The sequence below is a fragment of the Nonomuraea helvata genome (genome assembly GCF_039535785.1).
Taxonomy (GTDB): Bacteria; Actinomycetota; Actinomycetes; order Streptosporangiales; family Streptosporangiaceae; genus Nonomuraea; species Nonomuraea helvata.
The window spans coordinates 1,171,248-1,194,024 of sequence record NZ_BAAAXV010000001.1 but is presented as its reverse complement, the minus strand read 5'-3'; the positions used below and the strand labels follow the sequence as shown (position 1 = coordinate 1,194,024).

General features: G+C 71.4%; 20 protein-coding genes. All 20 read left to right on the top strand.

Going from position 1 to position 22,777, the window contains the following annotated elements; all coding sequences use genetic code 11:
• Positions 1–36: 36 nt before the first annotated feature.
• The 20 genes from ABD830_RS05400 (at position 37) to ABD830_RS05305 (ending at position 22,565) form a co-directional block, all read left to right on the top strand.
• Positions 37–1,323 (top strand): dihydroorotase, encoded by a 1,287-nt coding sequence (locus ABD830_RS05400; protein WP_344985236.1) that lies wholly within the window; start codon positions 37–39, stop codon positions 1,321–1,323.
• Positions 1,320–2,426, top strand: coding sequence for a glutamine-hydrolyzing carbamoyl-phosphate synthase small subunit (carA, locus tag ABD830_RS05395; protein ID WP_378520813.1), 1,107 nt, complete (start codon positions 1,320–1,322; stop codon positions 2,424–2,426). Before ABD830_RS05400 ends, carA begins: the two co-directional genes overlap by 4 nt.
• Positions 2,413–5,700 carry a carbamoyl-phosphate synthase large subunit gene (gene carB / locus ABD830_RS05390; protein WP_344985234.1) on the top strand — a complete coding sequence of 1,096 codons (3,288 nt, stop codon included), beginning with the start codon at positions 2,413–2,415 and terminating at the stop codon, positions 5,698–5,700. The genes carA and carB overlap by 14 nt, the downstream gene beginning before the upstream one ends.
• Before the next feature lie 23 nt (positions 5,701–5,723).
• A complete protein-coding gene (locus ABD830_RS05385; protein WP_344987632.1) occupies positions 5,724–6,590 on the top strand; it encodes a dihydroorotate dehydrogenase electron transfer subunit in 867 nt (288 codons plus the stop codon).
• A complete protein-coding gene (locus ABD830_RS05380; protein WP_344985232.1) occupies positions 6,580–7,557 on the top strand; it encodes a dihydroorotate dehydrogenase in 978 nt (325 codons plus the stop codon). The genes ABD830_RS05385 and ABD830_RS05380 overlap by 11 nt, the downstream gene beginning before the upstream one ends.
• Before the next feature lie 49 nt (positions 7,558–7,606).
• On the top strand, positions 7,607–8,302 hold the full coding sequence (pyrF, locus tag ABD830_RS05375; protein WP_344987631.1) for an orotidine-5'-phosphate decarboxylase: 696 nt from the start codon (positions 7,607–7,609) through the stop codon (positions 8,300–8,302).
• A gap of 598 nt (positions 8,303–8,900) precedes the next feature.
• Entirely contained in the window at positions 8,901–9,224 is a 324-nt protein-coding gene (gene mihF, locus ABD830_RS05370) for an integration host factor, actinobacterial type (RefSeq protein ID WP_020541698.1), read from the top strand.
• A gap of 115 nt (positions 9,225–9,339) precedes the next feature.
• Positions 9,340–9,933 carry a guanylate kinase gene (gene gmk / locus ABD830_RS05365; RefSeq protein WP_344985231.1) on the top strand — a complete coding sequence of 198 codons (594 nt, stop codon included), beginning with the start codon at positions 9,340–9,342 and terminating at the stop codon, positions 9,931–9,933.
• Positions 9,934–9,937: 4 nt separating this feature from the next.
• Positions 9,938–10,207 (top strand): DNA-directed RNA polymerase subunit omega, encoded by a 270-nt coding sequence (rpoZ, locus tag ABD830_RS05360; protein ID WP_043638590.1) that lies wholly within the window; start codon positions 9,938–9,940, stop codon positions 10,205–10,207.
• A gap of 8 nt (positions 10,208–10,215) precedes the next feature.
• Positions 10,216–11,595: a bifunctional phosphopantothenoylcysteine decarboxylase/phosphopantothenate--cysteine ligase CoaBC gene (gene coaBC / locus ABD830_RS05355; protein WP_344985229.1), complete on the top strand. Its 1,380-nt coding sequence runs from the start codon at positions 10,216–10,218 to the stop codon at positions 11,593–11,595.
• A gap of 184 nt (positions 11,596–11,779) precedes the next feature.
• On the top strand, positions 11,780–12,103 hold the full coding sequence (locus ABD830_RS05350; protein ID WP_344985227.1) for a hypothetical protein: 324 nt from the start codon (positions 11,780–11,782) through the stop codon (positions 12,101–12,103).
• Positions 12,104–12,231: 128 nt separating this feature from the next.
• Positions 12,232–13,425: a methionine adenosyltransferase gene (gene metK / locus ABD830_RS05345; protein WP_344985226.1), complete on the top strand. Its 1,194-nt coding sequence runs from the start codon at positions 12,232–12,234 to the stop codon at positions 13,423–13,425.
• Between the two features lie 66 nt (positions 13,426–13,491).
• A complete protein-coding gene (locus tag ABD830_RS05340; RefSeq protein ID WP_344985225.1) occupies positions 13,492–13,659 on the top strand; it encodes a hypothetical protein in 168 nt (55 codons plus the stop codon).
• A gap of 186 nt (positions 13,660–13,845) precedes the next feature.
• Complete coding sequence (locus ABD830_RS05335; protein ID WP_344985224.1) at positions 13,846–16,065, top strand: primosomal protein N'; 2,220 nt, start codon at positions 13,846–13,848, stop codon at positions 16,063–16,065.
• 49 nt (positions 16,066–16,114) lie between these two features.
• Positions 16,115–17,554 carry a hypothetical protein gene (locus tag ABD830_RS05330; RefSeq protein ID WP_344985223.1) on the top strand — a complete coding sequence of 480 codons (1,440 nt, stop codon included), beginning with the start codon at positions 16,115–16,117 and terminating at the stop codon, positions 17,552–17,554.
• Between the two features lie 37 nt (positions 17,555–17,591).
• Positions 17,592–18,926, top strand: coding sequence for a hypothetical protein (locus ABD830_RS05325; RefSeq protein WP_344985221.1), 1,335 nt, complete (start codon positions 17,592–17,594; stop codon positions 18,924–18,926).
• 27 nt (positions 18,927–18,953) lie between these two features.
• Positions 18,954–19,502 (top strand): peptide deformylase, encoded by a 549-nt coding sequence (def, locus tag ABD830_RS05320; protein ID WP_344985220.1) that lies wholly within the window; start codon positions 18,954–18,956, stop codon positions 19,500–19,502.
• A 4-nt stretch (positions 19,503–19,506) separates the two neighbouring features.
• Entirely contained in the window at positions 19,507–20,433 is a 927-nt protein-coding gene (gene fmt / locus ABD830_RS05315; protein ID WP_344985219.1) for a methionyl-tRNA formyltransferase, read from the top strand.
• A 41-nt stretch (positions 20,434–20,474) separates the two neighbouring features.
• A complete protein-coding gene (locus ABD830_RS05310) occupies positions 20,475–21,038 on the top strand; it encodes a hypothetical protein (protein ID WP_344985218.1) in 564 nt (187 codons plus the stop codon).
• 15 nt (positions 21,039–21,053) lie between these two features.
• Positions 21,054–22,565: an RsmB/NOP family class I SAM-dependent RNA methyltransferase gene (locus ABD830_RS05305; RefSeq protein WP_344985217.1), complete on the top strand. Its 1,512-nt coding sequence runs from the start codon at positions 21,054–21,056 to the stop codon at positions 22,563–22,565.
• Positions 22,566–22,777: the final 212 nt, after the last annotated feature.

Genomic DNA, 22,777 nt, shown 5'->3' with positions numbered 1-22,777 from the left:
CAGCATCTTGATCATTGTGCCGACGAAGGAGGCATAATGATCATCCGTAACGTTCGGATTCTCGGCGGAGAGCCGGTCGACATCCGTGTCGCCGACGGGGTGATGGCCGAGATCGGGCCGGGCCTGGAAGGGCCCGAGACCGTGGACGGCGGCGGCGCGATCGCGCTGCCCGGCCTCGTGGACCTGCACACGCACCTGCGTGAGCCCGGCCGCGAGGACGCCGAGACCGTGCAGACCGGGACGCAGTCGGCGGCCCGCGGCGGATACACCGCCGTGCACGCCATGGCCAACACCTCCCCGGTCGCCGACACCGCGGGCGTGGTCGAGCAGGTGTGGCGGCTCGGGCGCGAGTTCGCGCACTGCGACGTGCACCCCGTCGGCGCCGTGACCGTCGGCCTCGAGGGCAGGCAGCTCGCCGAGCTGGGCGCGATGGCCGACTCGGCCGCCCGCGTGCGGGTCTTCTCCGACGACGGCAGGTGCGTGGACGACGCCGTGCTGATGCGCCGCGCCCTGGAGTACGTCAAGGCGTTCGACGGCGTCGTCGCCCAGCACGCCCAGGAGCCCAGGCTGACCGCGGGCGCCCAGATGAACGAGGGCGTCATCTCCGGCAGGCTCGGCCTGACCGGCTGGCCCGCGGTGGCGGAGGAGGCGATCATCGCCCGCGACTGCCTCCTGGCCGCCCACGTCGGCTCCAGGCTGCACGTGTGCCACGTCTCCACGGCCGGCTCCGTCGAGATCATCCGCTGGGCCAAGTCCAAGGGCTGGAACATCACCGCCGAGGTCACCCCGCACCACCTGCTCCTCACCGACGACCTCGTCGAGGAGTCCCCGGTGGGCGCCTACAACCCGATCTACAAGGTCAACCCGCCGCTGCGCACCCGCGCCGACGTCGAGGCGCTGCGCGCCGCGCTGGCCGACGGCACGATCGACGTCGTCGCCACCGACCACGCGCCCCACCCGGTCGAGGACAAGGAGACCGAGTGGTCGGCCGCGGCCATGGGGATGATCGGCCTGGAGACGGCGCTCAGCGTGGTCCAGGAGGCCATGGTCGAGACGGGGCTGCTCGACTGGGCGGGTGTCGCCCAGCGCATGTCCGTCGTCCCCGCGCGCATCGGACGCCTGTCCGGGCAGGGGCAGCCGCTCGAGGCGGGCGCCCCGGCCAACATCACGCTGTACGACCCGTCCGTACGCACCGAGGTGGATCCGTCGGCATACGCGTCGAAGAGCCGGAACACCCCCTATGAGGGGATGACGTTGCCCGGCAGGATAGTGGCCACATTCCTGCGCGGCAGGCCGACTGTTCTCGAAGGGAAGCTGGTTTGAACACATCGGTGCTCGTCCTGGAAGACGGCCGCGTCTTCCACGGGACCCCGTACGGCGCCGAGGGCGAGACGTTCGGCGAGATGGTCTTCAACACCGGCATGACCGGCTACCAGGAGACCCTCACGGATCCGTCCTACCATCGGCAGATCGTCGCCATGACGGCGCCCCACATCGGCAACACAGGCGTCAACGACGAGGACCCGGAGTCGAAGCGCGTCTGGGTCGCGGGCTACGTCGTGCGCGAGCCGTCCCGCGTCGTCTCCAACTGGCGGGCCAACCGCTCGCTGGACGACTACCTCAAGGAGCAGGGCGTCGTCGGGATCGCCATCTCCGGCACCCGCGCGCTCACCCGCCACCTGCGCGAGCGCGGCGCCATGCGCGCCGGCATCTTCAGCGCGCCCACCGAGCCGGTCGAGGAGCTGGTCGAGCGGGTGCGTCAGTCGCCCCGCATGGAGGGCGCCGACCTGGCCGCCGAGGTGGCCACCGCCGAGCCCTACGTCGTGCCCGCCATCGGCGAGAAGAGGTTCACGGTCGCGGCCGTGGACCTCGGCATCAAGGGCATGACGCCGCACCGGATGGCCGAACGCGGCTGCGAGGTGCACGTGCTGTCCGCGACGGCCACGTACGAGCAGATCATGGCGGTCGATCCGGACGGCGTGTTCTTCTCCAACGGGCCCGGCGACCCCGCCACGGCGGACGTCTCGGCGCTGCGGGGCGTCCTTGAGGCGAAGGTCCCGTTCTTCGGGATCTGCTTCGGCAACCAGCTCTTCGGGCGGGCCCTGGGCCTTTCCACCTACAAGCTGCGCTACGGGCACCGGGGCGTCAACCAGCCCGTCCAGGACGTGCGCACGGGGAAGGTGGAGATCTCGGCGCACAACCACGGGTTCGCCGTGGAGGCGCCGCTCGACGGGCCGTTCGACACCCCGTACGGCCAGGCCGAGGTCAGCCACGTCAATCTCAACGACCGCTGCGTGGAAGGGCTGCGCCTGCTCGACGGCCGCGCCTTCAGTGTGCAGTACCACCCGGAGGCCGCCGCGGGCCCCCACGACGCGGCCTATCTCTTCGACGAGTTCTGTGAGGTCATGAGCCGTGCCCAAGCGTGAGGACATCAGGTCCGTCCTGGTGATCGGCTCCGGGCCGATCGTGATCGGCCAGGCGTGCGAGTTCGACTACTCGGGCACCCAGGCGTGCCGCGTGCTGCGGGCCGAGGGCTTCCGGGTCATCCTGGTCAACAGCAACCCGGCGACGATCATGACGGACCCGGAGTTCGCCGACGCCACGTACGTGGAGCCCATCACCCCCGAGTTCGTCGAGAAGATCATCGCCAAGGAGCGGCCGGACGCGCTGCTGCCGACGCTCGGCGGGCAGACCGCGCTCAACACCGCGGTCGCACTGCACGAGTCCGGCGTGCTGGAGAAATACGAGGTCGAGCTGATCGGCGCGGACTTCGACGCGATCCAGGCAGGGGAGAACCGCGAGCGGTTCAAGGAGATCGTCGCCAAGGTCGCCCGCGAGCACGGGCTCAACGCCGAGTCGGCCAGGTCGGCCATCTGCCACACGATGGACGAGTGCCTGGCCGCCGCCGAGGAGCTGGGCTACCCGGTCGTGATCCGGCCATCGTTCACGATGGGCGGCGCCGGTTCCGGGTTCGCCTACGACGAGGCCGACCTGCGCCGCATCGGCGGCGCGGGGCTCGACGCCTCTCCGACCACCGAGGTGCTCCTGGAGGAGTCGATCCTCGGCTGGAAGGAGTACGAGCTCGAGGTCATGCGCGACAAGAACGACAACGTCGTCATCGTCTGCTCCATCGAGAACATCGACCCGATGGGCGTGCACACCGGCGACAGCGTCACCGTCGCGCCCGCGCTGACCCTGACCGACCGCGAATACCAGAACATGCGCGACGTCGCCATCGCGGTCATCCGCGAGGTCGGCGTCGACACCGGCGGCTGCAACATCCAGTTCGCGGTGGACCCGCGCACCGGGCGCATGATCGTCATCGAGATGAACCCGCGCGTGTCGCGCTCCTCGGCGCTGGCCTCGAAGGCCACCGGCTTCCCGATCGCGAAGATCGCGGCCAAGCTGGCCATCGGCTACACGCTCGACGAGATCCCCAACGACATCACCAAGGAGACCCCGGCCTCCTTCGAGCCGACGCTCGACTACATCGTGGTGAAGGTGCCGAGGTTCGCGTTCGAGAAGTTCAGGGGCGCCGACCAGACGCTCACCACGCACATGAAGTCCGTGGGCGAGGCCATGGCCATCGGCCGCTCCTTCCCCGAGGCCCTGCAGAAGGCGCTGCGATCGCTGGAGAAGAAGGACTCGTCCTTCAGCTGGGCCGGCGACGTTGCGGATAAATCCGCATTGCTGGAGGCGTGCCGCACCCCGCACGACGGGCGGCTGCGCACCATGCAGCAGGCCATCAGGGCGGGCGCCACGCCCGAGGAGCTCTTCGAGGCGACCAACGTCGATCCCTGGTTCGTCGACCAGCTCTTCCTGCTCCACGAGGAGGCCGAGGCGGTCGCCGCCGCGCCCGAGCTGACCGCCGAGGTGCTCGAGCGGGCCAAGCGCCACGGCTTCAGCGACGCGCAGCTCGGCGAGATCCGCGGCATCGACGAGGCCAGGGTGCGCGACCTGCGCCACGCCCTGGGGCTGCGGCCGGTCTACAACACCGTCGACACGTGCGCGGCCGAGTTCGCCGCGAAGACGCCGTACCTCTACTCGACCTACGACGAGGAGACCGAGGTCCCCTACGGCGAGCGCGAGAAGGTCATCATCCTGGGCTCCGGGCCCAACCGCATCGGCCAGGGCATCGAGTTCGACTACGCGTGCGTGCACGCCTCGTTCGAGCTGGCCAGGGCCGGGTTCGAGACCGTCATGGTCAACTGCAACCCCGAGACCGTCTCGACCGACTACGACACCTCCGGCCGGCTCTACTTCGAGCCGCTGACGCTGGAGGACGTCCTCGAGGTCGTGCACGCCGAGCAGCAGACGGGCCCGGTGGCGGGCGTGATCGTGCAGCTCGGCGGCCAGACGCCGCTGGGGCTCGCGCAGGCGCTCAAGGACGCGGGCGTGCCCGTGGTCGGCACCTCGCCCGAGTCGATCCACCTGGCCGAGGAGCGCGGCGCGTTCGGGCGGGTGCTGGCCGAGGCGGGCCTGCCCGCGCCCAAGCACGGCACCGCGCTCACCGTGGCCGAGGCGCGGGAGATCGCCGAGGAGATCGGCTACCCCGTGCTCGTCCGCCCGTCCTACGTGCTCGGCGGCGCCGGCATGGCCATCGTGTACGACGAGGACACGCTGACGACGTACATGGCGGCCCAGGAGGGCGGCCACCCGGTGCTGGTGGACAAGTTCCTGGACGAGGCCATCGAGATCGACGTCGACGCCCTGTACGACGGGTCGGAGCTCTATCTCGGCGGCGTCATGGAGCACATCGAGGAGGCGGGGATCCACTCCGGTGACTCGGCGTGCGCGCTGCCGCCCATCACGCTCGGCAGCCACGACATCAAGCGCATCCGCGCCGCCACCGAGGCCATCGCCCGGGGCGTGGGCGTGCGCGGGCTGCTGAACGTCCAGTACGCGATGTCGGCCGGCGTCCTGTACGTCCTGGAGGCGAACCCGCGCGCCAGCCGTACCGTGCCATTCGTGTCCAAGGCCACCGCGGTGCCGCTGGCCAAGGCGGCGGCCCGGGTGATGCTCGGCGCGTCGATCGCCTCGCTGCGCGAGGAGGGCATGCTGCCCGCGACCGGCGACGGCGGGACGCTGCCTCTCGACGCCTCCATCGCGGTCAAGGAGGCGGTGCTGCCGTTCAACCGGTTCAGGGGCGTCGACATCGTGCTGGGGCCGGAGATGCGCTCCACGGGCGAGGTCATGGGCATCGACGCGCACTTCGGGATCGCGTACGCCAAGTCGCAGGCGGGCGCCTACGGCCGGCTCCCGATCAAGGGACGCGCGTTCGTATCCGTGGCCAACAGGGACAAGCGTGCGATGATCTTTCCTGTGAAGGCGCTGGCGGATCTCGGATTCGAGATCCTGGCTACGGAGGGCACCGCCGAGGTGCTGCGCCGTAACGGCGTCCATGCCAAGATCGTGCGAAAGCACAGCGAGAGGACGGGTCCCGGAGGTGAGCCCACGAGCGTGCAGGCCATTCTCGACGGCGAGGTCGACCTGATCATCAACACGCCCTTCGGCAGCCCTGGGCAGTCCGGCCCGCGGCTCGACGGCTACGAGATCCGCACCGCCGCGGTGCTGCGCGGCATCCCGTGCATCACCACGGTCTCGGGGCTCGCGGCCGCGGCGGCGGGCATCCAGGCGATCGTGCGCGGCGATGTCGGCGTACGGTCCCTGCAGGAGCACGCGCAGGCACTACGGGGCTGACCCCGCACGGGAGGTGAAGACGACTGGCCGGCACTCCGGTGCAGGTGACGGGCACGGTGCTGACGACGCGCCGGGTCGACGCCTACCATGCGCTGACGGTGGTGGCGCCCGGCATAGCCGAGCGCTACCGCCCCGGTCACTTCGTCTCCGTCGCGGTCGGCGGGGCTTACACGTCGATGGTGACGCGCCGGGCGCTGTCCATCCACGACGTCAAGGCCGACTACGGCGGCACGGTCGAGCTGGTCTTCACCGCCTCGGGCCCCGGCACGTCCTGGCTGGCCGAGCGGCGCGCCCGCGACACGCTCGACCTGGTCGGGCCGCTCGGCCGCCCTTTTCCGCTGCCGCGTGACCCCGCGCACTGCGTGCTGGTCGGCTCCGAGTACGGCTCCGCCGTGCTGTTCCCGCTGGCCGACGCGCTGCTCGCGCGGGGCTGCCGGGTCGACTTCGTGCTGGGCGGAGCCGGGGCCGAGCGGGTGTTCGGCGCCATGCGGGCCCGCAGGATCGCCGAGACCACCACGCTGACCACCGAGGACGGCTCGCTCGGGCTACGCGGGAAGGTCACCGACGCGCTACCCTCGGTGATCGCCGACACGCGGGCCGACGCGGTCTACGCCTGCGCGCCCATGGAGACGCTGCGGGCCGTGACGGCGGTGGGGATGGAGTTCGACATTCCGGTGCAGGTGGCCGTCGAGGAGTCGATGGCCTGCGGCATCGGGGTGTGCATGACGTGCGTGCTGCCCGTCATCGGTGACGACGGAGTGACCAGGATGGTGCGGGCGTGCGCCGAAGGGCCGGTGTTCCGGGGAGAGCGAGTGCGTTTCGAGGACGTGGGAACGATCCCGTTCGACGCGCTCGGCGCCCCCGGAGGCGGTGCACGACATGTCAGTTGATATGCGGACATTTCTGGCGCACGTGGAGCTGGCGAACCCGATCACCACGGCTGCCGGATGCGCCGCCTCCGGGCGGGAGCTCGCCCAGTTCTTCGACCTGCACCGGCTCGGGGCGTTGACCACCCGCTCGATCACCATGGCGCCCAGGGCGGGGCGGCCCACGCCGCGCATGGCCGAGACTCCCTCGGGCCTGCTGAACGCCGTCGGGCTGCAGGGCCCGGGCATCGACGCGTTCCTGGAGCGCGAGCTGCCCTGGCTGGCCCAGCGGGGCATCAAGACCATCGTCTCGATCGGCGGCGGCACCGTCGCCGAATACTCCGAGCTGGCCCGCAGGCTCGCCGACGCGCCCGGGGTCACCGCACTGGAGGTCAACCTCTCCTGCCCGAACATGGAGGACCGCGGCCGCGTCTTCGCCCGCGAGGGCAGCGCGGCGGCCGAGGTCATCGCCTCGGTGCGCTCCATCATGCGCTACGACGTGCCGGTCGTGGCCAAGCTCGCGCCCGACGTGGCCGACATCGTGTCGGTCGCCCGCGCCTGCGTGGACGCCGGGGCGGACGCGCTGTCCATGATCAACAATCCGCTCGGCATGGCCATCGACACCGAGGCGCTGCGGCCCTCGCTCGCCGCCGTCACCGGGGGGCTGTCGGGGCCCGCCATCCTGCCGCTGGCCGTACGGTGCGTGTGGCAGGTCCACGCGGCGCTCCCGGGGGTGCCGCTGATCGGCATCGGCGGCGTGATGAGCGGCAGGGACGCCTTTCAGCTCGTCCTGGCGGGCGCCTGCGTGGTCGGAGTGGGCACGGCGCTGTTCCACGACCCCTACGCCTGCCTGCGCATCGAACGCGAGCTGGAGGACCTGCTGAGGGCCCGCGGCTTCCAGCGCCTGGCCGACGCCGTGGGTCTGGCCCACCGCCCGCCGGGGAGCGCCCCCCGCCACCTGCTCGTCGACTCCGAAGAGAGCACCCCGTGATCATCAGTTGTGAAACAGAGAAGAGCGCCTCTTGACTCCCGCACCCCTCCTGACTCCCGCGCCCATCGCCGTCGCCCTGGACGCCCCTGACCTGGAGACCGCCGCTCGGTGGGCGGCGCTGGTGACACCGCACGTCAGCACGGTCAAGGTGGGTCTGGAGCTCTACCTCCGCTACGGCCCCGACGTGATCGCCTCCGTCCGGGGGGCCAGCGGCGTGCAGGTGTTCCTCGACCTCAAGCTCCACGACATCCCGAACACCGTCGCCGGCGCCTCCCGCGCCGTGTCCCGGCTGCGCCCGGCGATCCTCACCGTGCACGCCGCCGGCGGCCCGGCCATGATCCGCGCCGCCGTGGAGGCCGCGGACCCGCACACCAGGATCGCCGCAGTGACGATCCTGACCTCACTGAGCGAGGACGACCTGGGCCGCATCGGGCTCGTGGGGCCCGCCGACGACGCCGTACGCCGCCTGGCCGCGCTGTCGGTGGAGTCGGGGGCCACGGCACTGGTGTGCTCGCCCAACGAGGTCTCCGCGGTGCGGGCGGAGGTGGGGGAGGGGATCGCTCTCATCACGCCCGGAGTGCGGCCCGCCGGGGCCGACACGCAGGACCAGGCGCGGGTGGCCACGCCCGAACAGGCACTCGCCGACGGCGCCGACCTCCTCGTCATCGGCCGCCCCATCACCGGCTCCCCGGATCCGGGCGCGGCCGCGGCCTCCATCGCGGCGTCCCTCCGGCGCGCGTCGTGACCTCTCCGCTGCCCCGCCGCGGCTGACCCGCGCTTCTCTTCACTCCTGTACGGCTGCGCACGGCGGGCAGCGCGCTCGTGCTCACGGGTCGCTCGCCGTGACGACGCGCATTCCTGGCCGCCTCCGTGGCGAATCGCCGGCCGAGGCCTCCACCGCCGTTCTGAGGCCTATTTGCGCGCACCGAAACGCGTGCACCGGTCATTCGCTTTCGGGTCCCTCTGAACCGTCACACGGAGGGCCCGTCGGGCGGGCCTTCGGATCATGGTTCTGCGGGCGCCATCACAAGATCGTAATGCATGCGCGGGGGCACTTGTGCGCGATCTTCATTCTGGTTTCGGGCCTGGTGTGGGCGGGGTTTCGGACATCAGGGGGTGAGTGGAATGCGATCATCGTTGCGTTTCGCGACACCGTCGTGAGGCGACGCGAGAAGCGGGAAGTGGGGGCGATTTGATCAGCAGAATGTGATTTTACGGACACGGACAGTGATGAAGTGGATTTTGTGCGGAGAGAAACGGCTCTTGACGTTGCTTAGGGGGCGATGACCAGCTAGTTTCCCTTCCCGTCCGAGTACATCGACAGAAATTCGAGGTGACCCGGCGTGGCTCTTCCTCCACTGACCCCTGAGCAGCGCGCCGCAGCCCTGGAGAAGGCTGCCAAGGCCCGTAAAGAGCGTGCCGAGGTCAAGAACCGGCTCAAGCATGGCGCGGTTTCTCTGGCTGAGGTGCTCAAGGATGGGCAGACCGATGACGTCATCGGAAAGATGAAGGTCTCGGCCCTGTTGGAATCGCTCCCCGGCGTGGGCAAGGTCCGCGCCAAGCAGCTCATGGAGCGGCTTGCCATCGCCGAGTCCCGCCGCGTGCGGGGTCTCGGCGCGAACCAGAGGGCCTCCCTCGAGCGCGAGTTCGGTGGCAACGAGAGCTAATCTCTGTTCCACAAGAAAGCGCAGGTTCAATGGGGGGTAGGAAGTGACCGACAGGTCCTGGTCCGGCGAAGTCAGTGCCTACGAGGCATTCGGGCCCGGAGCGGAGGTCGGATTCTTGCCCTTGAGCGAACGGCGGCTGACGGTCCTTTCAGGGCCGTCGGGCGTCGGCAAGTCCACGGTCGTCGCCGAGCTCCGGCAGGCACACCCCGAGGTGTGGCTGTCGGTCTCGGTGACCACCAGGAGGCCCCGGCCCGGTGAGGTGAACGGGGTCCACTACTTCTTCGTCGACGGCGAGGAGTTCGACCGGCTCGTGGCGGCCGGCGAGCTGCTCGAGTGGGCGGAGTTCGCGGGAAACCGCTACGGCACGCCGCGCGAGCCGGTGCTGAAGAAGCTCGCCGACGGCGTACCGACGCTGCTCGAGATCGACCTCGAAGGCGCCAGGCAGGTGCGCAGGAGCATGCCTGAGGCGCTGCTGGTGTTCCTGGCCCCGCCCTCGTGGGAGGAGCTGGAGAAGCGGCTGCGCGGCCGCGGCACCGAGCCGGAGGACGTCATCGCGCGCCGCCTCGACGCGGGGCGGATCGAGATGGCGGCGGAGCCGGAGTTCGACCTGAGCCTCGTGAACACGAACGTCCAAGACGTGTGCTCTCGGCTGATAGCCTTGATGACTGACCCTCAGGGGGTCACGACAACCACCAACCGAGAGGTCTGACATCGTGGCAGGCACCACCCCGGCCGCGGAGGGCATCACCAACCCGCCGATCGACGCGCTGCTCGACATCGTCGACAGCAAATACTCCCTGGTGATCATGGGTGCCAAGCGCGCCCGCCAGATCAATGCCTACTACTCCCAGCTCGGCGAGGGCCTGCTCGAGTACGTCGGGCCGCTGGTCGAGACGCACGCGCAGGAGAAGCCGCTGTCCATCGCGCTGCGCGAGGTCTCCGAGGGTCTCCTCAACGCCGAGCCGATCGAAGGCGCGGTCTGACCCCTTCGATGAAGGTCGTCCTGGGCGTCAGCGGCGGCATCGCCGCGTACAAGGCCTGCGAGCTGCTGCGCCTGTTCACCGAGTCCGGGCACGAGGTGCGGGTCGTCCCGACCCGCGAGGCGCTCAAGTTCGTGGGCGCGCCCACCTGGGCCGCCCTGTCGGGCAACCCCGTGTCGGCAGAGGTGTGGGACGACGTTCACGAGGTGCCCCACGTGCGGATCGGCAAGCAGGCCGACCTCGTCGTGGTGGCGCCCGCGACCGCCGACGTGCTCGCGAGAGCGGCCCACGGGCTGGCCGGCGATCTGCTCACCAACACGCTGCTGACGGCCACCTGCCCCGTGGTGTTCGCGCCCGCGATGCACACGGAGATGTGGCAGCACCCCGCCACCCGCGCCAATGTCGCGACGCTGCGCGAGCGGGGCGCCGTCGTGATCGACCCCGCCGTGGGCCGCCTCACCGGCGCCGACACCGGCCCCGGCCGGCTGCCCGACCCGGCCGAGATCTTCCAGCTCTGCCTGCGCGTGCTGCGCGGCCGCCCGCTCGACCTGACCGGGCGCAAGGTCGTGATCTCCGCCGGCGGCACCCGCGAGGCGATCGACCCCGTCCGCTACATCGGCAACCGCTCCTCGGGGCTGCAGGGGTACGCGCTGGCCCGCACGGCCGCCGCCCGGGGCGCCGAGGTGACCCTGGTGGCGGCGAACGTGGCCCTGTCCGACCCCGCCGGGGCCAAGGTCGTCCGGGTGGAGTCGGCGGCCGAGATGCGCGAGGCGGTGCTCTCCGCCGCCGCCGACGCCGACGTGGTCGTCATGGCCGCCGCGGTGGCCGACTTCCGGCCTGCGACGCGGCACGACACGAAGATCAAGAAGACGGACGGCGAGCCTGAGCCGATCTTTCTGACGAAGAATCCCGACATCCTCGCCGAGCTCGGCACACTCCGCCGCGACGCCCGCACGGCGCAAGTGCGTTCCGGCGATGGAACGCCGCCTCTTCCGCCCTCGCCGTCGCTACCTCCGGAACCCGCGAGCCTCGGAGTCGCGACGCCGCAGTCGCCGCCTTCAGGAGTCACGTCGCCGGAACCGGGTGACTCGAGGCCGGGTGGTGGCGGGCTTGAGGTCGCGTCGCGCCGAGGGCTCAGGGCGTACCCGGAAGTGATCGTCGGGTTCGCGGCCGAGACGGACGACGTGCTCGCCAACGGGCAGGCCAAGCTCGCCCGCAAGGGCTGTGATCTGCTGGTCGTCAACCAGGTGGGGGAGGGGCTCGCCTTCGGGACCCCCGACAACGCGGCCACCGTGCTCGTCGCGGGCGGCGAGCCGGTCGAGGTGCCGTTCGGGCCCAAGGAGGACGTCGCCGACGCCGTGTGGGACCTGGTCGCCGCCCGCCTCTCCTGACCTCGCGGGACTCCGGATCACGGCGTCCACCGCGTGCGCATTTCAAAAGGGACGCGAACGCCCAAAATGGCGTAAGACCGATTACCTGATCGACTATTGCTACATCCTCGCGCGCCTGCGGATACTTGGGCCGAGGGGGGATGGAATGCCGGTGGGTTCTGCTGTCAGGGATCGTTGTAGAACATTGCTCGGCGACCAGGGGGAGATCCACTACGTCTTTCCCGCGGTGTCCACGGTGCCGACGGGGACGGGGAACTTCCTGATCGTGGTCACCGGCTCGGCCATTTCGGTGCTGGCCACCAGGACGCTCAGGAGCGACCGGCCGGTCGCGGTGCTCGCGGCCTTCCCGAGACACACCAGACTCGGCCCTATCCTGCCTGGACCGATCATCGAGCTAAACTCGATGACATTCGAGTTCGATGAGGAGTACGCCGCTGTGGTGGCGGCCGCCGACGCGGAGATCTTCGCGCCGGAGACCCTGCCACCCGACCCCCTGCCTGAGCTGTGACGGGAGCCAGATAGTGGACGGTTTCGCGCCCCGGCGCCGGGTAGGGCTAGACTTCGGCGAGGCTCAGGCGTGCCCATGCGTCCTGGGCCTTACATCCGTCAGCAGCCGCTGCATGAGGAGCCACTGAGTTGTCACGTCGCCTGTTCACCTCCGAGTCGGTCACCGAGGGCCACCCGGACAAGATCGCTGACCAGATCAGTGACGCGATTCTCGACGCCATGCTCAAGGACGACCCCAGGAGCCGGGTCGCGGTCGAGACGCTGATCACTACCGGCCAGGTCCATGTCGCAGGCGAGGTCACGACTGAGACCTACGTCGACATCCCGGCCCTCATCCGGGAGAAGATCCTGGAGATCGGCTACGACGCCTCCCACAAGGGCTTCGACGGCGCCTCCTGCGGTGTGTCGGTGTCGATCGGCGCACAGTCCCCCGACATCGCCCAGGGTGTCGACGACGCGTACGAGCACCGGGTCAGCGGCGGCACCGACGCCGACGAGCTGGACCGCCAGGGCGCGGGTGACCAGGGGCTCATGTTCGGCTACGCCTGCCGCGAGACCCCCGAGCTGATGCCGCTCCCGATCACCCTGGCCCACCGGCTGGCGCAGCGGCTGTCGGAGGTGCGCAAGACGGGTGTGGTGCCCTACCTCCGTCCCGACGGCAAGACCCAGGTGACCATCGAGTACGAGGGTGACACGCCGGTCCGCCTGGACACGGTGGTGGTCTCCACGCAGCACGCGGCGGAGATCGACCTCAAGGAGATGCTGACGCCGGACATCAAGGAGCACGTGGTCGACCCCGTGCTGGCCGGCCTCGAGCTCGACACCGAGGGCTACCGCCTGCTCGTCAACCCGACCGGCCGCTTCGAGATCGGCGGTCCCATGGGCGACGCCGGCCTGACCGGCCGCAAGATCATTATCGACACCTACGGCGGCATGGCCCGCCACGGTGGCGGCGCCTTCTCCGGCAAGGACCCGTCCAAGGTGGACCGCTCGGCCGCCTACGCCATGCGCTGGGTCGCCAAGAACGTCGTCGCCGCCGGCCTCGCCGACCGGTGCGAGGTTCAGGTGGCGTACGCGATCGGCAAGGCGCAGCCGGTGGGCCTGTTCGTGGAGTGCTTCGGCACCGAGAAGCTGCCGGTGGAGAAGATCCAGGACGCCGTGCTCCAGGTGTTCGACCTGCGCCCGGCGGCGATCATCCGCGACCTGGACCTGCTGCGCCCGATCTACTCGGAGACCGCCGCTTACGGGCACTTCGGCCGTGAGGGCTTCTCCTGGGAGTCCACGGACCGCGCCGAGGCCCTGCGCACCGCCGTCGGCCTCTGATCTGATCCACCGCGGGCCGACCGCACACCGCAGGCCGCCATCACCGGCCGAGGCCATGGTGAGCTGATGTCGCTGCGGGCTGACGCCTCCGAGGTCGTCGCCTGGGCGACCTCGCCACCGGCGGCCGGCCGGGTCCCGTCGTCAGGGCGTACTGACCGCATCCTGACGTCGGGACGGGCGGAGCGCGCGTCGGTGTGCTGCAGCCCGACGGGCCTCTGGCGCGCCATGATGTGACGTGGTCGGAGGCGATGATCATCTCCCCCTGCCCGCCGTGCGCCGGCTGGGTCCTTCGGCTCGGGGCAGGCGTGGCTCGCTTCGGTGTGCGTACGGCCCTCCCAGGACCTCGCGTGGCAGCGGAGCGCCGGTCCGGGCGCGTGCGTGGCGGAGGCTTCGGGTGGTGAGGTCTGGTAGACGTTAGGCGTGACTGACTCCGACGACGCCCTTCTGCCGCTCGACGCCGTGCGGCCCCCAGCGTCGTCGAAGGACACCAAGGGCGCCACCGTACCCGCCCCTGACCGCCCCGTGGCGAGGGTCGTGGTGGACAGCCCGCTGCCGCACCTCGACCGCCCCTTCGACTACCTGGTGCCCGCCTCCATGCACGACACGGCCGAGCCGGGAGTGCGCGTGCGGGTGCGGTTCGCGGGGAAGCTGGTCGACGGGTTCCTGCTGGAACGGGCCGGCGAGAGCGAGCACGACGGAAAGCTCATGCCGCTCGAACGCGTGATCTCCCCGGAGCGCGTGCTCACGCCCGAGATCGCCGGGCTGGCCAGGGCGGTCGCCGACAGGTACGCGGGCACCCTGACCGACGTGCTCCGCCTGGCCGTCCCGCCCCGTCACGCCAAGGCCGAGTCGGAAGAGCCGCCGAAGCAGGACCTTCCGGCCGCGGAGCCGCCCACGGGCGAGAGCGCCTGGGACGCCTACCCCACCGGTCCCTCCTTCCTCGACGCGCTGCGCCACGGCCGCGCGCCCCGGGCCGTGTGGTCGGCCGTGCCCGGCGCCAGGGGATGGGCGGGCGCGATGGCCGAGGCGGTGCGGGCGGCGCTGGACGGCGGCAAGGGCGCGGTCGTCGTGGTGCCCGACGGGAAGGACGTGGCGCTGGCCGACGCCGAGTTCGAGCGGGTGCTGGGGCCGGGCAGACACGTGGCGCTCACCGCCGATCTGGGCCCCGCCGAGCGCTACCGGCGGTGGCTGAAGGTGCTGCGAGGACACGTACGGGCCGTGGTCGGCACCAGGGCCGCCATGTTCGCACCCGTCGCCGATCTCGGCCTGGTGGCCATCTGGGACGACGGCGACGACCTGCACGCCGAACGCCTGGCCCCTTACCCGCACGCCCGCGAGGTCCTCGGCCTGCGCGCCCACAGGACGGGCGCGGCGATGCTCATCGGCGGCTACGCGCGGACCGCGGAGGCCACCCAGCTCGTGGCCACCCGCTGGGCCAGGCCCATCGTGGCGGCCCGCACGACGATCAGGAGCCTCGCCCCCCGGGTGCGCCCCGCGGGCGAGGACGCCGAGCTGGCCAAGGACCAGGCGGCCCGCCAGGCCAGGCTCCCCAGCATCGCCTGGCGAGCCCTCAGGCAGGGCCTGGAGAGGGGCCCCGTGCTGGTGCAGGTGCCCAGACGCGGATACCTGCCCGCCCTCGCCTGCCGGCACTGCCGTACCCCCGCCCGGTGCATCCTGCCTCCGACCCGGACGGCCGTCCCGTTGCCGGGGCCGGCCGCCGCCGCGGCCGCCCCCTCGTCCGGGACGGCCATACCGCTGCTGAGCCCGTCAGGCGGCGGCACGATGAACGGACGCGCCGGGGCGGCCCTGACGGACGCGATCGGCGCCGCCGGCGGGACGCCGGCGGCGCCGATCGCCGACTGGCCGGGGCCCGTGTGCCACGGGCCGCTCGCTCTCAGAGGCGGCCACGCGGCCCCCTACTGCCGCTGGTGCGGCCGGGTGGACGCCGACTGGCGCTGCCCGTCCTGCGGCAGCCCCAGGCTCCGTGCCGTCGTCACAGGCGCCAGGCGTACGGCGGAGGAGCTCGGCCGGGCCTTCCCCTCGGTGCCGGTGCGCACGTCGGGCCGCGACGGCGTCCTCGCCACCGTCCCCGACACCCGCGCGCTGGTCGTCGCGACCCCCGGCGCCGAGCCGGTGGCGCAGGGCGGCTACGCGGCGGCCGTGCTCCTCGACGGATGGGCGCTCCTCGGCAGGGCCGACCTGAGGGCGGCCGAGGAGACGGTCCGCCGGTGGATGAACGCCGCCGCCCTCCTCCGCCCCGCGGCCGAGCTGGTGGTGCTGGGCGACGCGGCGCTGCCCGCCGTACAGGCCCTGCTGAGGTGGGACCCCGTCACCCACGCGGAGCGCGAACTGGGTGACCGCGCCGAGCTGGGGTTCCCGCCGGCGGTGCGGATGGCGACGCTCACGGGCGTGGCGAGCGCGGTCAGGCAGATGCTCGACGAGGTACGCCTCCCGCCCGGAGCCCAGGTGCTCGGCCCTGTCCCCATGGACGAGTCCGGCCTGGAACGGGCCATGATCCGGGTCCGGCGGTCCGGCGGCGCCGCGCTGGCCGCCGCGCTGAAAGGGGCCAGTGGGGTACGTGCGGCGCGTAAGACGCCAGATGTCGTGAAGGTAAGTGTCGACCCGCTCGACCTGATTTAGACCATTTCCCCGATTCGCTCATCTGAGGACCAGCCGTTAGCGTGCCTCTGTGTCGATCGAATGGGTGAACGGGGCCATCGACGCCCTGCGCGCCTGGGGGCGCGCGCGGGAGGTCGAGGTGGACGCGGACGAGGTCCGCCTGCTCTGCGACTACGCCAGCGACTACCTCAACGTCAACGAACTGGGTGACTTCACCCCCGAGACCTTCGACGAGCTGCTGCTGTCCATCTATCCGCGCAAGGTCATCGCGCCCCCGGAGAGCGCTCCTGAGAGCATCGCCGCCGCCCGCACCCTCGTCGACTACCTCAGCGAGTCGGGCGCGGTCTCCGGGGACACGGCGGCGCTCATGCGCGACAGGCTCGACGACATCGCGCCGCGCATGCCCGAGGCCCTCGCCGACCAGGCGAACTTCGGCATGGCCAAGACCCTGTTCAGCTCCATCGGCCCGGAGTCGCTCGAGCAGGCGATCGCCATCCCCTCCGGTGAGATGCCCGACCTGGGGGAGGCGCCCTGCGACTGCCCCGGGTGCACGCCGCTGCCCGCCGCCCGGCTGGCCTCGCCGGAGGATCTCGTCGCCGATCTGGAGACCGTGCCAGCGCTGGCCGATGACCCGCTGCCCGACACGGGCGAGCCGCTGGAGGCCTGGGCGCAGCGGGTCGCCGCGCTCCTCGAGGACGACGCCGACCGGGGGCTCTACGACCTGTTCGACATGCTCTACCGGGTCCAGGTGCGCGTGCCGGTCAGTGTGATCCACGACTACCTCGACGAGTACGCCGACGGCGGCGAGACCGACCTGGACGCCGTGCTCGACGACCTCGTACGGCACGGCATGATCCACCTCACGGACGACACCGCCGAACTCACCCCGCTGGCCGTCTGGGGCCTGCGCCGGCACTACCTGTCGCTCGGGCTCGACGCGCCCGAGGCGCCCGACCTGGCCGAGGCCGACGCGCTGGGACTCATCGAAGGGCTGCTCGAAGGCGTTCCCGCCGAGCTCGCCGAGCAGGACATCAGCCGCTGGCTGACCGGCAGGGCGCCGGGCGAGGCCGTGGCGGAGCTGCTGGCCGCCGCCTCGGGCGCGCCCGCGGTGGCCCGCGGCATCGCGATCACCATCGTCGACCGGCTGGGATCCGAGGCCGAGCCGGAGGTACGCCGGTACCTCGACGATCAGGAGCTGCGTCCGCACGCCATCCACTGGCTGGCCGCCAGAGGGCTGCCCGCGCCGCAGCTCACCCAGGAGGAGCTGCTCTGGGTCAGCGTCGACATGCTCGCGCTGGCGATGCCCGCGGCCGAGGAGGACCCCGAGAACTTCGCCGAGAACATGGCCGCCTCCGGTCCCCCTGCCCATATGATCGAGGAGATGTGGCGGGTCGACCACCCTGACGTCGTCGAGGTCCTGGAGCTGCTCGGACGCTCGATTCCCGACGGCACGGTGGCGAAGGCGGCGCGCAAGGCGGCGTTCAAGGCCCGGTCTCGGGCCATCCGTTGAGTACGCTCATGTGACTGCTGTGCAGTAAGTTTCGTGGGTGGCAAACAACGTCTTCGACCTCGCCGAGCTGCGCAAGCTGATCGATGAGCAGGCCGCCGTGCCGCCACGGCCTCCTGAGGAGACTCCCGTGGAGCACGAAGCGCTCACGTTCCCGCCGGTGCTGCCGGCGCCCGACGCGGAGCTGGCCGCGGTGGTGCCCTCGGTGCCGCTGGTCGCCGACGCCATCAGGCTCACCACCTGGACGGGCACCCGCGAGGTGACCCCCGAAGGGCACCTGACCGAGGCGGACGCCGAGGCCGCCGTGCGGGAGCTGGGCCTGCCCGCCTCCCGGCTGCGCCTGGTCTGGATCGTCGCCGTCAACACGGGGCTGCTCCAGATCCTCGGCGGCCGCGCCTCCAGAGGGCCACTGTCGATGCGGCTCACGGTGGAGGCGACGCTGGAGTTCTGGGACGGCGTGGTCATGGACGTGCTCGACCGCGCCGACGACGGCCTGACGGGGTCCGCCGTGGTCGACGGCCATCTGGCCGAGATGCTCGCCACGATCTACTCCGTGCGCTCCGGCGTCGCCACCGCCAATCTCGCCAGGGGCATACTCCAGTCCCACGAGGTGGCCTGCGCGCCCGGTCCCGTCGAGATGCGCAGGCTCGCCGCCGCGCTGCCCGCCGAGCTGCTGGAGGCGCTGTCACTGCTGGCGTACTGCGGGCTCGTCGAGCAGACCGCCGCCGGCCGCACCGCGCTCACCCCGCTCGGCGTCTGGGCCATCCGCCGCGACCTGCTGCGCGAGGGTCACGACGCGCCGACGACGGCCGAGGTGGAGGTGTTCGCCGATCTGTCGGCGGCCGAGCTGGTGGAGGCGCTGGTCAAGGGCTCGGCCACGCAGAGCGCCGTCGCCGGGTGGCTGGAGCGCCGCGCGCCCGAGTCCGCGGCCGGCGACCTGATCGAGATCGCCGCCTCCGGCACCGCGGGGCAGCGCGGCGCGGTCGGCGCCATCCTCGAGGAGCTGGGCCCGGAGGCCGAGAAGCCCGTCAGGGAGGCGCTCGACCACCCGCTCATGCGCCGCTACGCCGCCTCCTGGCTGCACATCCGCGACCTCGACGCCCCCACGCTCAGCCCCGAGGACCACACCTGGCTGGCGGTCGACTCCCTGGCCGCCCTCATGCACCTGTCGGGGCCCGCCGCGGGCCGGATCGACCCGCCCGAGCCGGGGGAAGACCTGATCAAACTGGTCGGCGAGATGCCCGGAGTGGGTCACCCCGACACGATCGCCGTGCTCGACATGCTGGCCGCCGCCCACGACGACCAGGCCGTGGTCAAGGCGGCCCGCAAGGCGGCGATGAAGGCGCGCTCGCTCGAGCACACTAAACTGGGTTGATCCACACGTGAGAACGGAGTAACCCCCTTGGCGATCCAGTCGATACGGCTGTTCGGAGACCCGGTGCTGCGCACCCCGGCGGCCCCGGTCGTCGACTTCGACAAGGAGCTCCGCAAGCTGGTCAAGGACCTCACCGACACGATGATGGACGCTCCCGGCGCGGGCCTCGCGGCGCCGCAGATCGGGGTCGGGCTGCGGGTGTTCACCTACTACGTGGACGAGCAGCTCGGCCATCTGATCAACCCCGACCTCGACCTGTCCTCGGAGATGGACGAGGAGGGTGAGGAGGGCTGCCTGTCCTTCCCCGGCCTGTCGTACCCGACGCCGCGGGCGGTCCGCGCGGTCGCCAAGGGCCTCAACATGCACGGCGAGCCCGTCACGCTGGAGGGCACCGACCTGATGGCGCGCTGCTTCCAGCACGAGACCGACCACCTCGACGGCATCCTGTTCATCGACCGCATGGACCCCAAGCAGCGCAAGCTGGCCATGAAAGCCGTCCGCGAGGCCGAGTGGAGCGGGCTGGCCGCCCCCGTCATCAAGGTCTCGCCGCACGCCACCGGCGGAAGGGCGCTCTGAGAGCATGCGTCTGGTCTTCGCGGGCACACCCGAGACGGCGCTGCCGTCGCTGCGGACCCTGATCGACTCGCCGCGCCACGAGGTCGTGGCGGTCGTCACCCGACCCGACGCGCAGTCGGGCCGGGGCCGCAAGGTCCACCCCTCGCCGGTGGCCGAGCTCGCGGAGGAGGCGGGCATCGAGGTGCTCCGCCCGCTCAAGGCCGGCGACCCGGACTTCCTCGACCGGTTGCGCGCCTTGGAGCCCGACTGCTGCCCGGTGGTCGCGTACGGTGCGCTGCTCCCGCAGTCGGCGCTCGACATCCCCCGGCACGGGTGGATCAACCTGCACTTCTCGATCCTGCCCGCCTGGCGCGGGGCCGCGCCCGTGCAGCACTCGATCCTGCGCGGCGACGAGATCGGCGGGGCGACGACGTTCCAGATCGTCAAGGAGCTGGACGCCGGGCCCATCTACGGCGTGGTGACCGAGGAGATCCACACCACCGACACGAGCGGGACGCTGCTCGAGCGGCTGTCGGTCTCGGGGGCGGGGCTGCTCGCCGCCACCCTTGACGGCGTCGAGGACGGCACCCTGGAGGCCCGCCCGCAGCCCGCCGACGGGGTGACGATCGCGCCCAAGATCACCGTCACCGACGCCCGCGTCGATTGGACCAAGCCCGCCCTGCACGTCGACCGGCTCATCAGGGGCTGCACACCCGCGCCTGGGGCGTGGACCGAGTTCCGCGGGCAGCGGGTGAAGCTGGGGCCGGTGCGGATCGTTCCCGGCGAGCGGCTGCCCGCCGGTGAGATCGCCGCCACAAAGACGAAAGTGCTGGTGGGGACCGCCACCGACGCGGTCGAGCTGGGTGAGGTGCAGCCGCAGGGGAAGCGCGTGATGGGCGCGGTGGAGTGGGCTCGCGGGGTTCGCCCAGAGGGTAAAGAGATCTTCAAATGACCCGGCGTGTCGATCATGACGCTCTCTGTAACATCGACGCCATGACTACCACCAGTAACGAAGCACTGGCGCTCATCGCGCGCATGGACAACCTCCGCGAGGACCAGGATGTCGCGTTTGCGACGCTTTGTGACGCGCGCGACCACATTCGCGACATCAACATCTGGACCCGCCGCTGCGATCGCAACATGGCGAAACTCGACGGCAAGGTGGCGCGGGTCGAGCAGAAGACCGACAAGGCCCTCGGCCTGGCCGTGCAGGCGGGGGAGAAGCTGGACGCACTCGACGGTCGGGTGGCCGTGCTGGAGACCGACGTCAAGGAGCTGAAGACGGACGTCGCGGTCCTGAAGACGGACGTCGCGGTCCTGAAGACGGACGTCGCGGTCCTGAAGACGGACGTCAAGGAGCTGAAGACGGACGTCGCGGTCCTGAAGACGGACGTCAAGGAGCTGAAGACGGACGTCGCGGGCCTCAAGACGGACGTCAAGGAGCTAAAGGCGGACGTCGCGGGCCTCAAGACGAGTGTCGGAGGGCTCAACGGCGACATGATCGATGTCAAGGCGCTGCTCGGCGAGGTGCTCGAGAGGCTGCCTCCCAAGGCATAAAGGAAAGTTTGAGGGATGAGGACACGGGGGGACCAAGGGGCCGGAGGCAGGGGCGGCGGGAGCCGTACGCGGAAGCCACCGAGGCCAGTGCGCGACCAGGCACGCAACGCGGCCTTCGACGTCGTGCGCGCGGTCGACGAGCGTGACGCGTACGCCAACCTGCTCCTGCCGCGGCTCCTTCGCGAGCGCGGCATCAAGGGACGCGATGCCGCGCTGGCAACCGAGCTCGCGTACGGGACGCTGCGCGGGCTCGGCACCTATGACGCCGTGATCGAGATGTGCAGCGACCGTTCGCCCGATCCCGACGTGCGCGACGCCCTGCGGCTCGGAGCCCACCAGCTCCTGCGCATGCGCGTCCCGCCGCACGCGGCCGTCGGCACCACCGTCGACCTGGTGCGCCTGCGCATCGGTCAGGGGGCGGCCAAGTTCGTGAACGCGGTGCTGCGGAAGATCGGCTCGAGGACGCTCGACGAGTGGATCCCCATCGTCGCGCCCGACCCGGCCGACGACCCCGTCGGCCATCTCGCCATCGCCTACGGCCATCCCCGCTGGATCGTCTCCGCCTTCCGCGACGCTCTCGGCCGCCCCGACGAGATGGCCGACCTGCTCGACGCCGACAACGCCCGGCCCCTGGTGACGCTTGTGGCACGGCCAGGGCGGAGCTCGGTGGAGGAGCTCGAAGCCTTCGGCGCTCTCCCGGCCCGCTACTCGCCGTACGCCGCTTACCTGCGCGAAGGCGATCCCGGGCAGATCGAGGCGGTGGCGGAGACGCGGGCCGCCGTCCAGGACGAGGCCAGCCAGCTGGTGGCCCTGGCCCTGACCCGGGTCCCTCTCGAGGGGGACGAGGACGAGCTGTGGCTCGACATGTGCGCGGGGCCCGGCGGCAAGGCGGGCCTGCTCGACGCCATCGCCACCCACGGCGACCTCGAAGGTCTGCGCAAGGAACGCACTCACACCCCCACGTCCACCGGCGCGGGCGCGGTCGGCGAAGCCGATCATGGGGCCGGTGACGGTGCGGCGTTTCCTGGGGGAGCGCGGCTGCTGGCGGCGGACGTGCAGCAGCACCGGGCCCGGCTGGTCTGGCAGACGACCAGGGACGCGGCCGTGGTGACGGCCGACGGCACCGAGCCGGCGTGGCGGTCCGGGGTGTTCGACCGGGTGATGCTCGACGCGCCCTGCACCGGGCTGGGGGCGTTGCGGCGGCGGCCGGAGGCGCGATGGCGGCGGGACCCGGCCGGGATCGCCGAGCTGGGCAAGTTGCAGCGGCGGCTGCTCGACACCGCGTTGGACGCTGTGCGGCCCGGCGGTGTCGTCGCGTACGTCACCTGCTCCCCGCACCTGGCCGAGACCCGGGTGGTGATCGGGGACATCCTGGGGCGCCGGCAGGACGTCGAGCAGCTCGACGCCCGCGACTACCTGCCCGAGGTCGACGGCCTGGGCGACGGTCCGCACGTCCAGTTCTGGCCACACAGACACGGCACCGATGCCATGTTCCTGGCGTTGCTGCGCAAGCGGCCCTCCATGTGAGACGCGTGGCATGCGGTGTCTGAGCCGATGAGGCCTGGCCTCCGTTGCGGAAGTGTCATCCCAGGTGAGATGCGTGGCGTGCGGTGTGCGGTCCGATGAGGCCTGGCCTTCGCTGCGTAAGCGTCGTCCCAGGTGAGGCGTATGCGGCGGGTCCTCCCGGGTTCAGCCGCCCGAGAAGCGGCAACTCCGGCGGGCGGCCGTCGGGCTCCCCT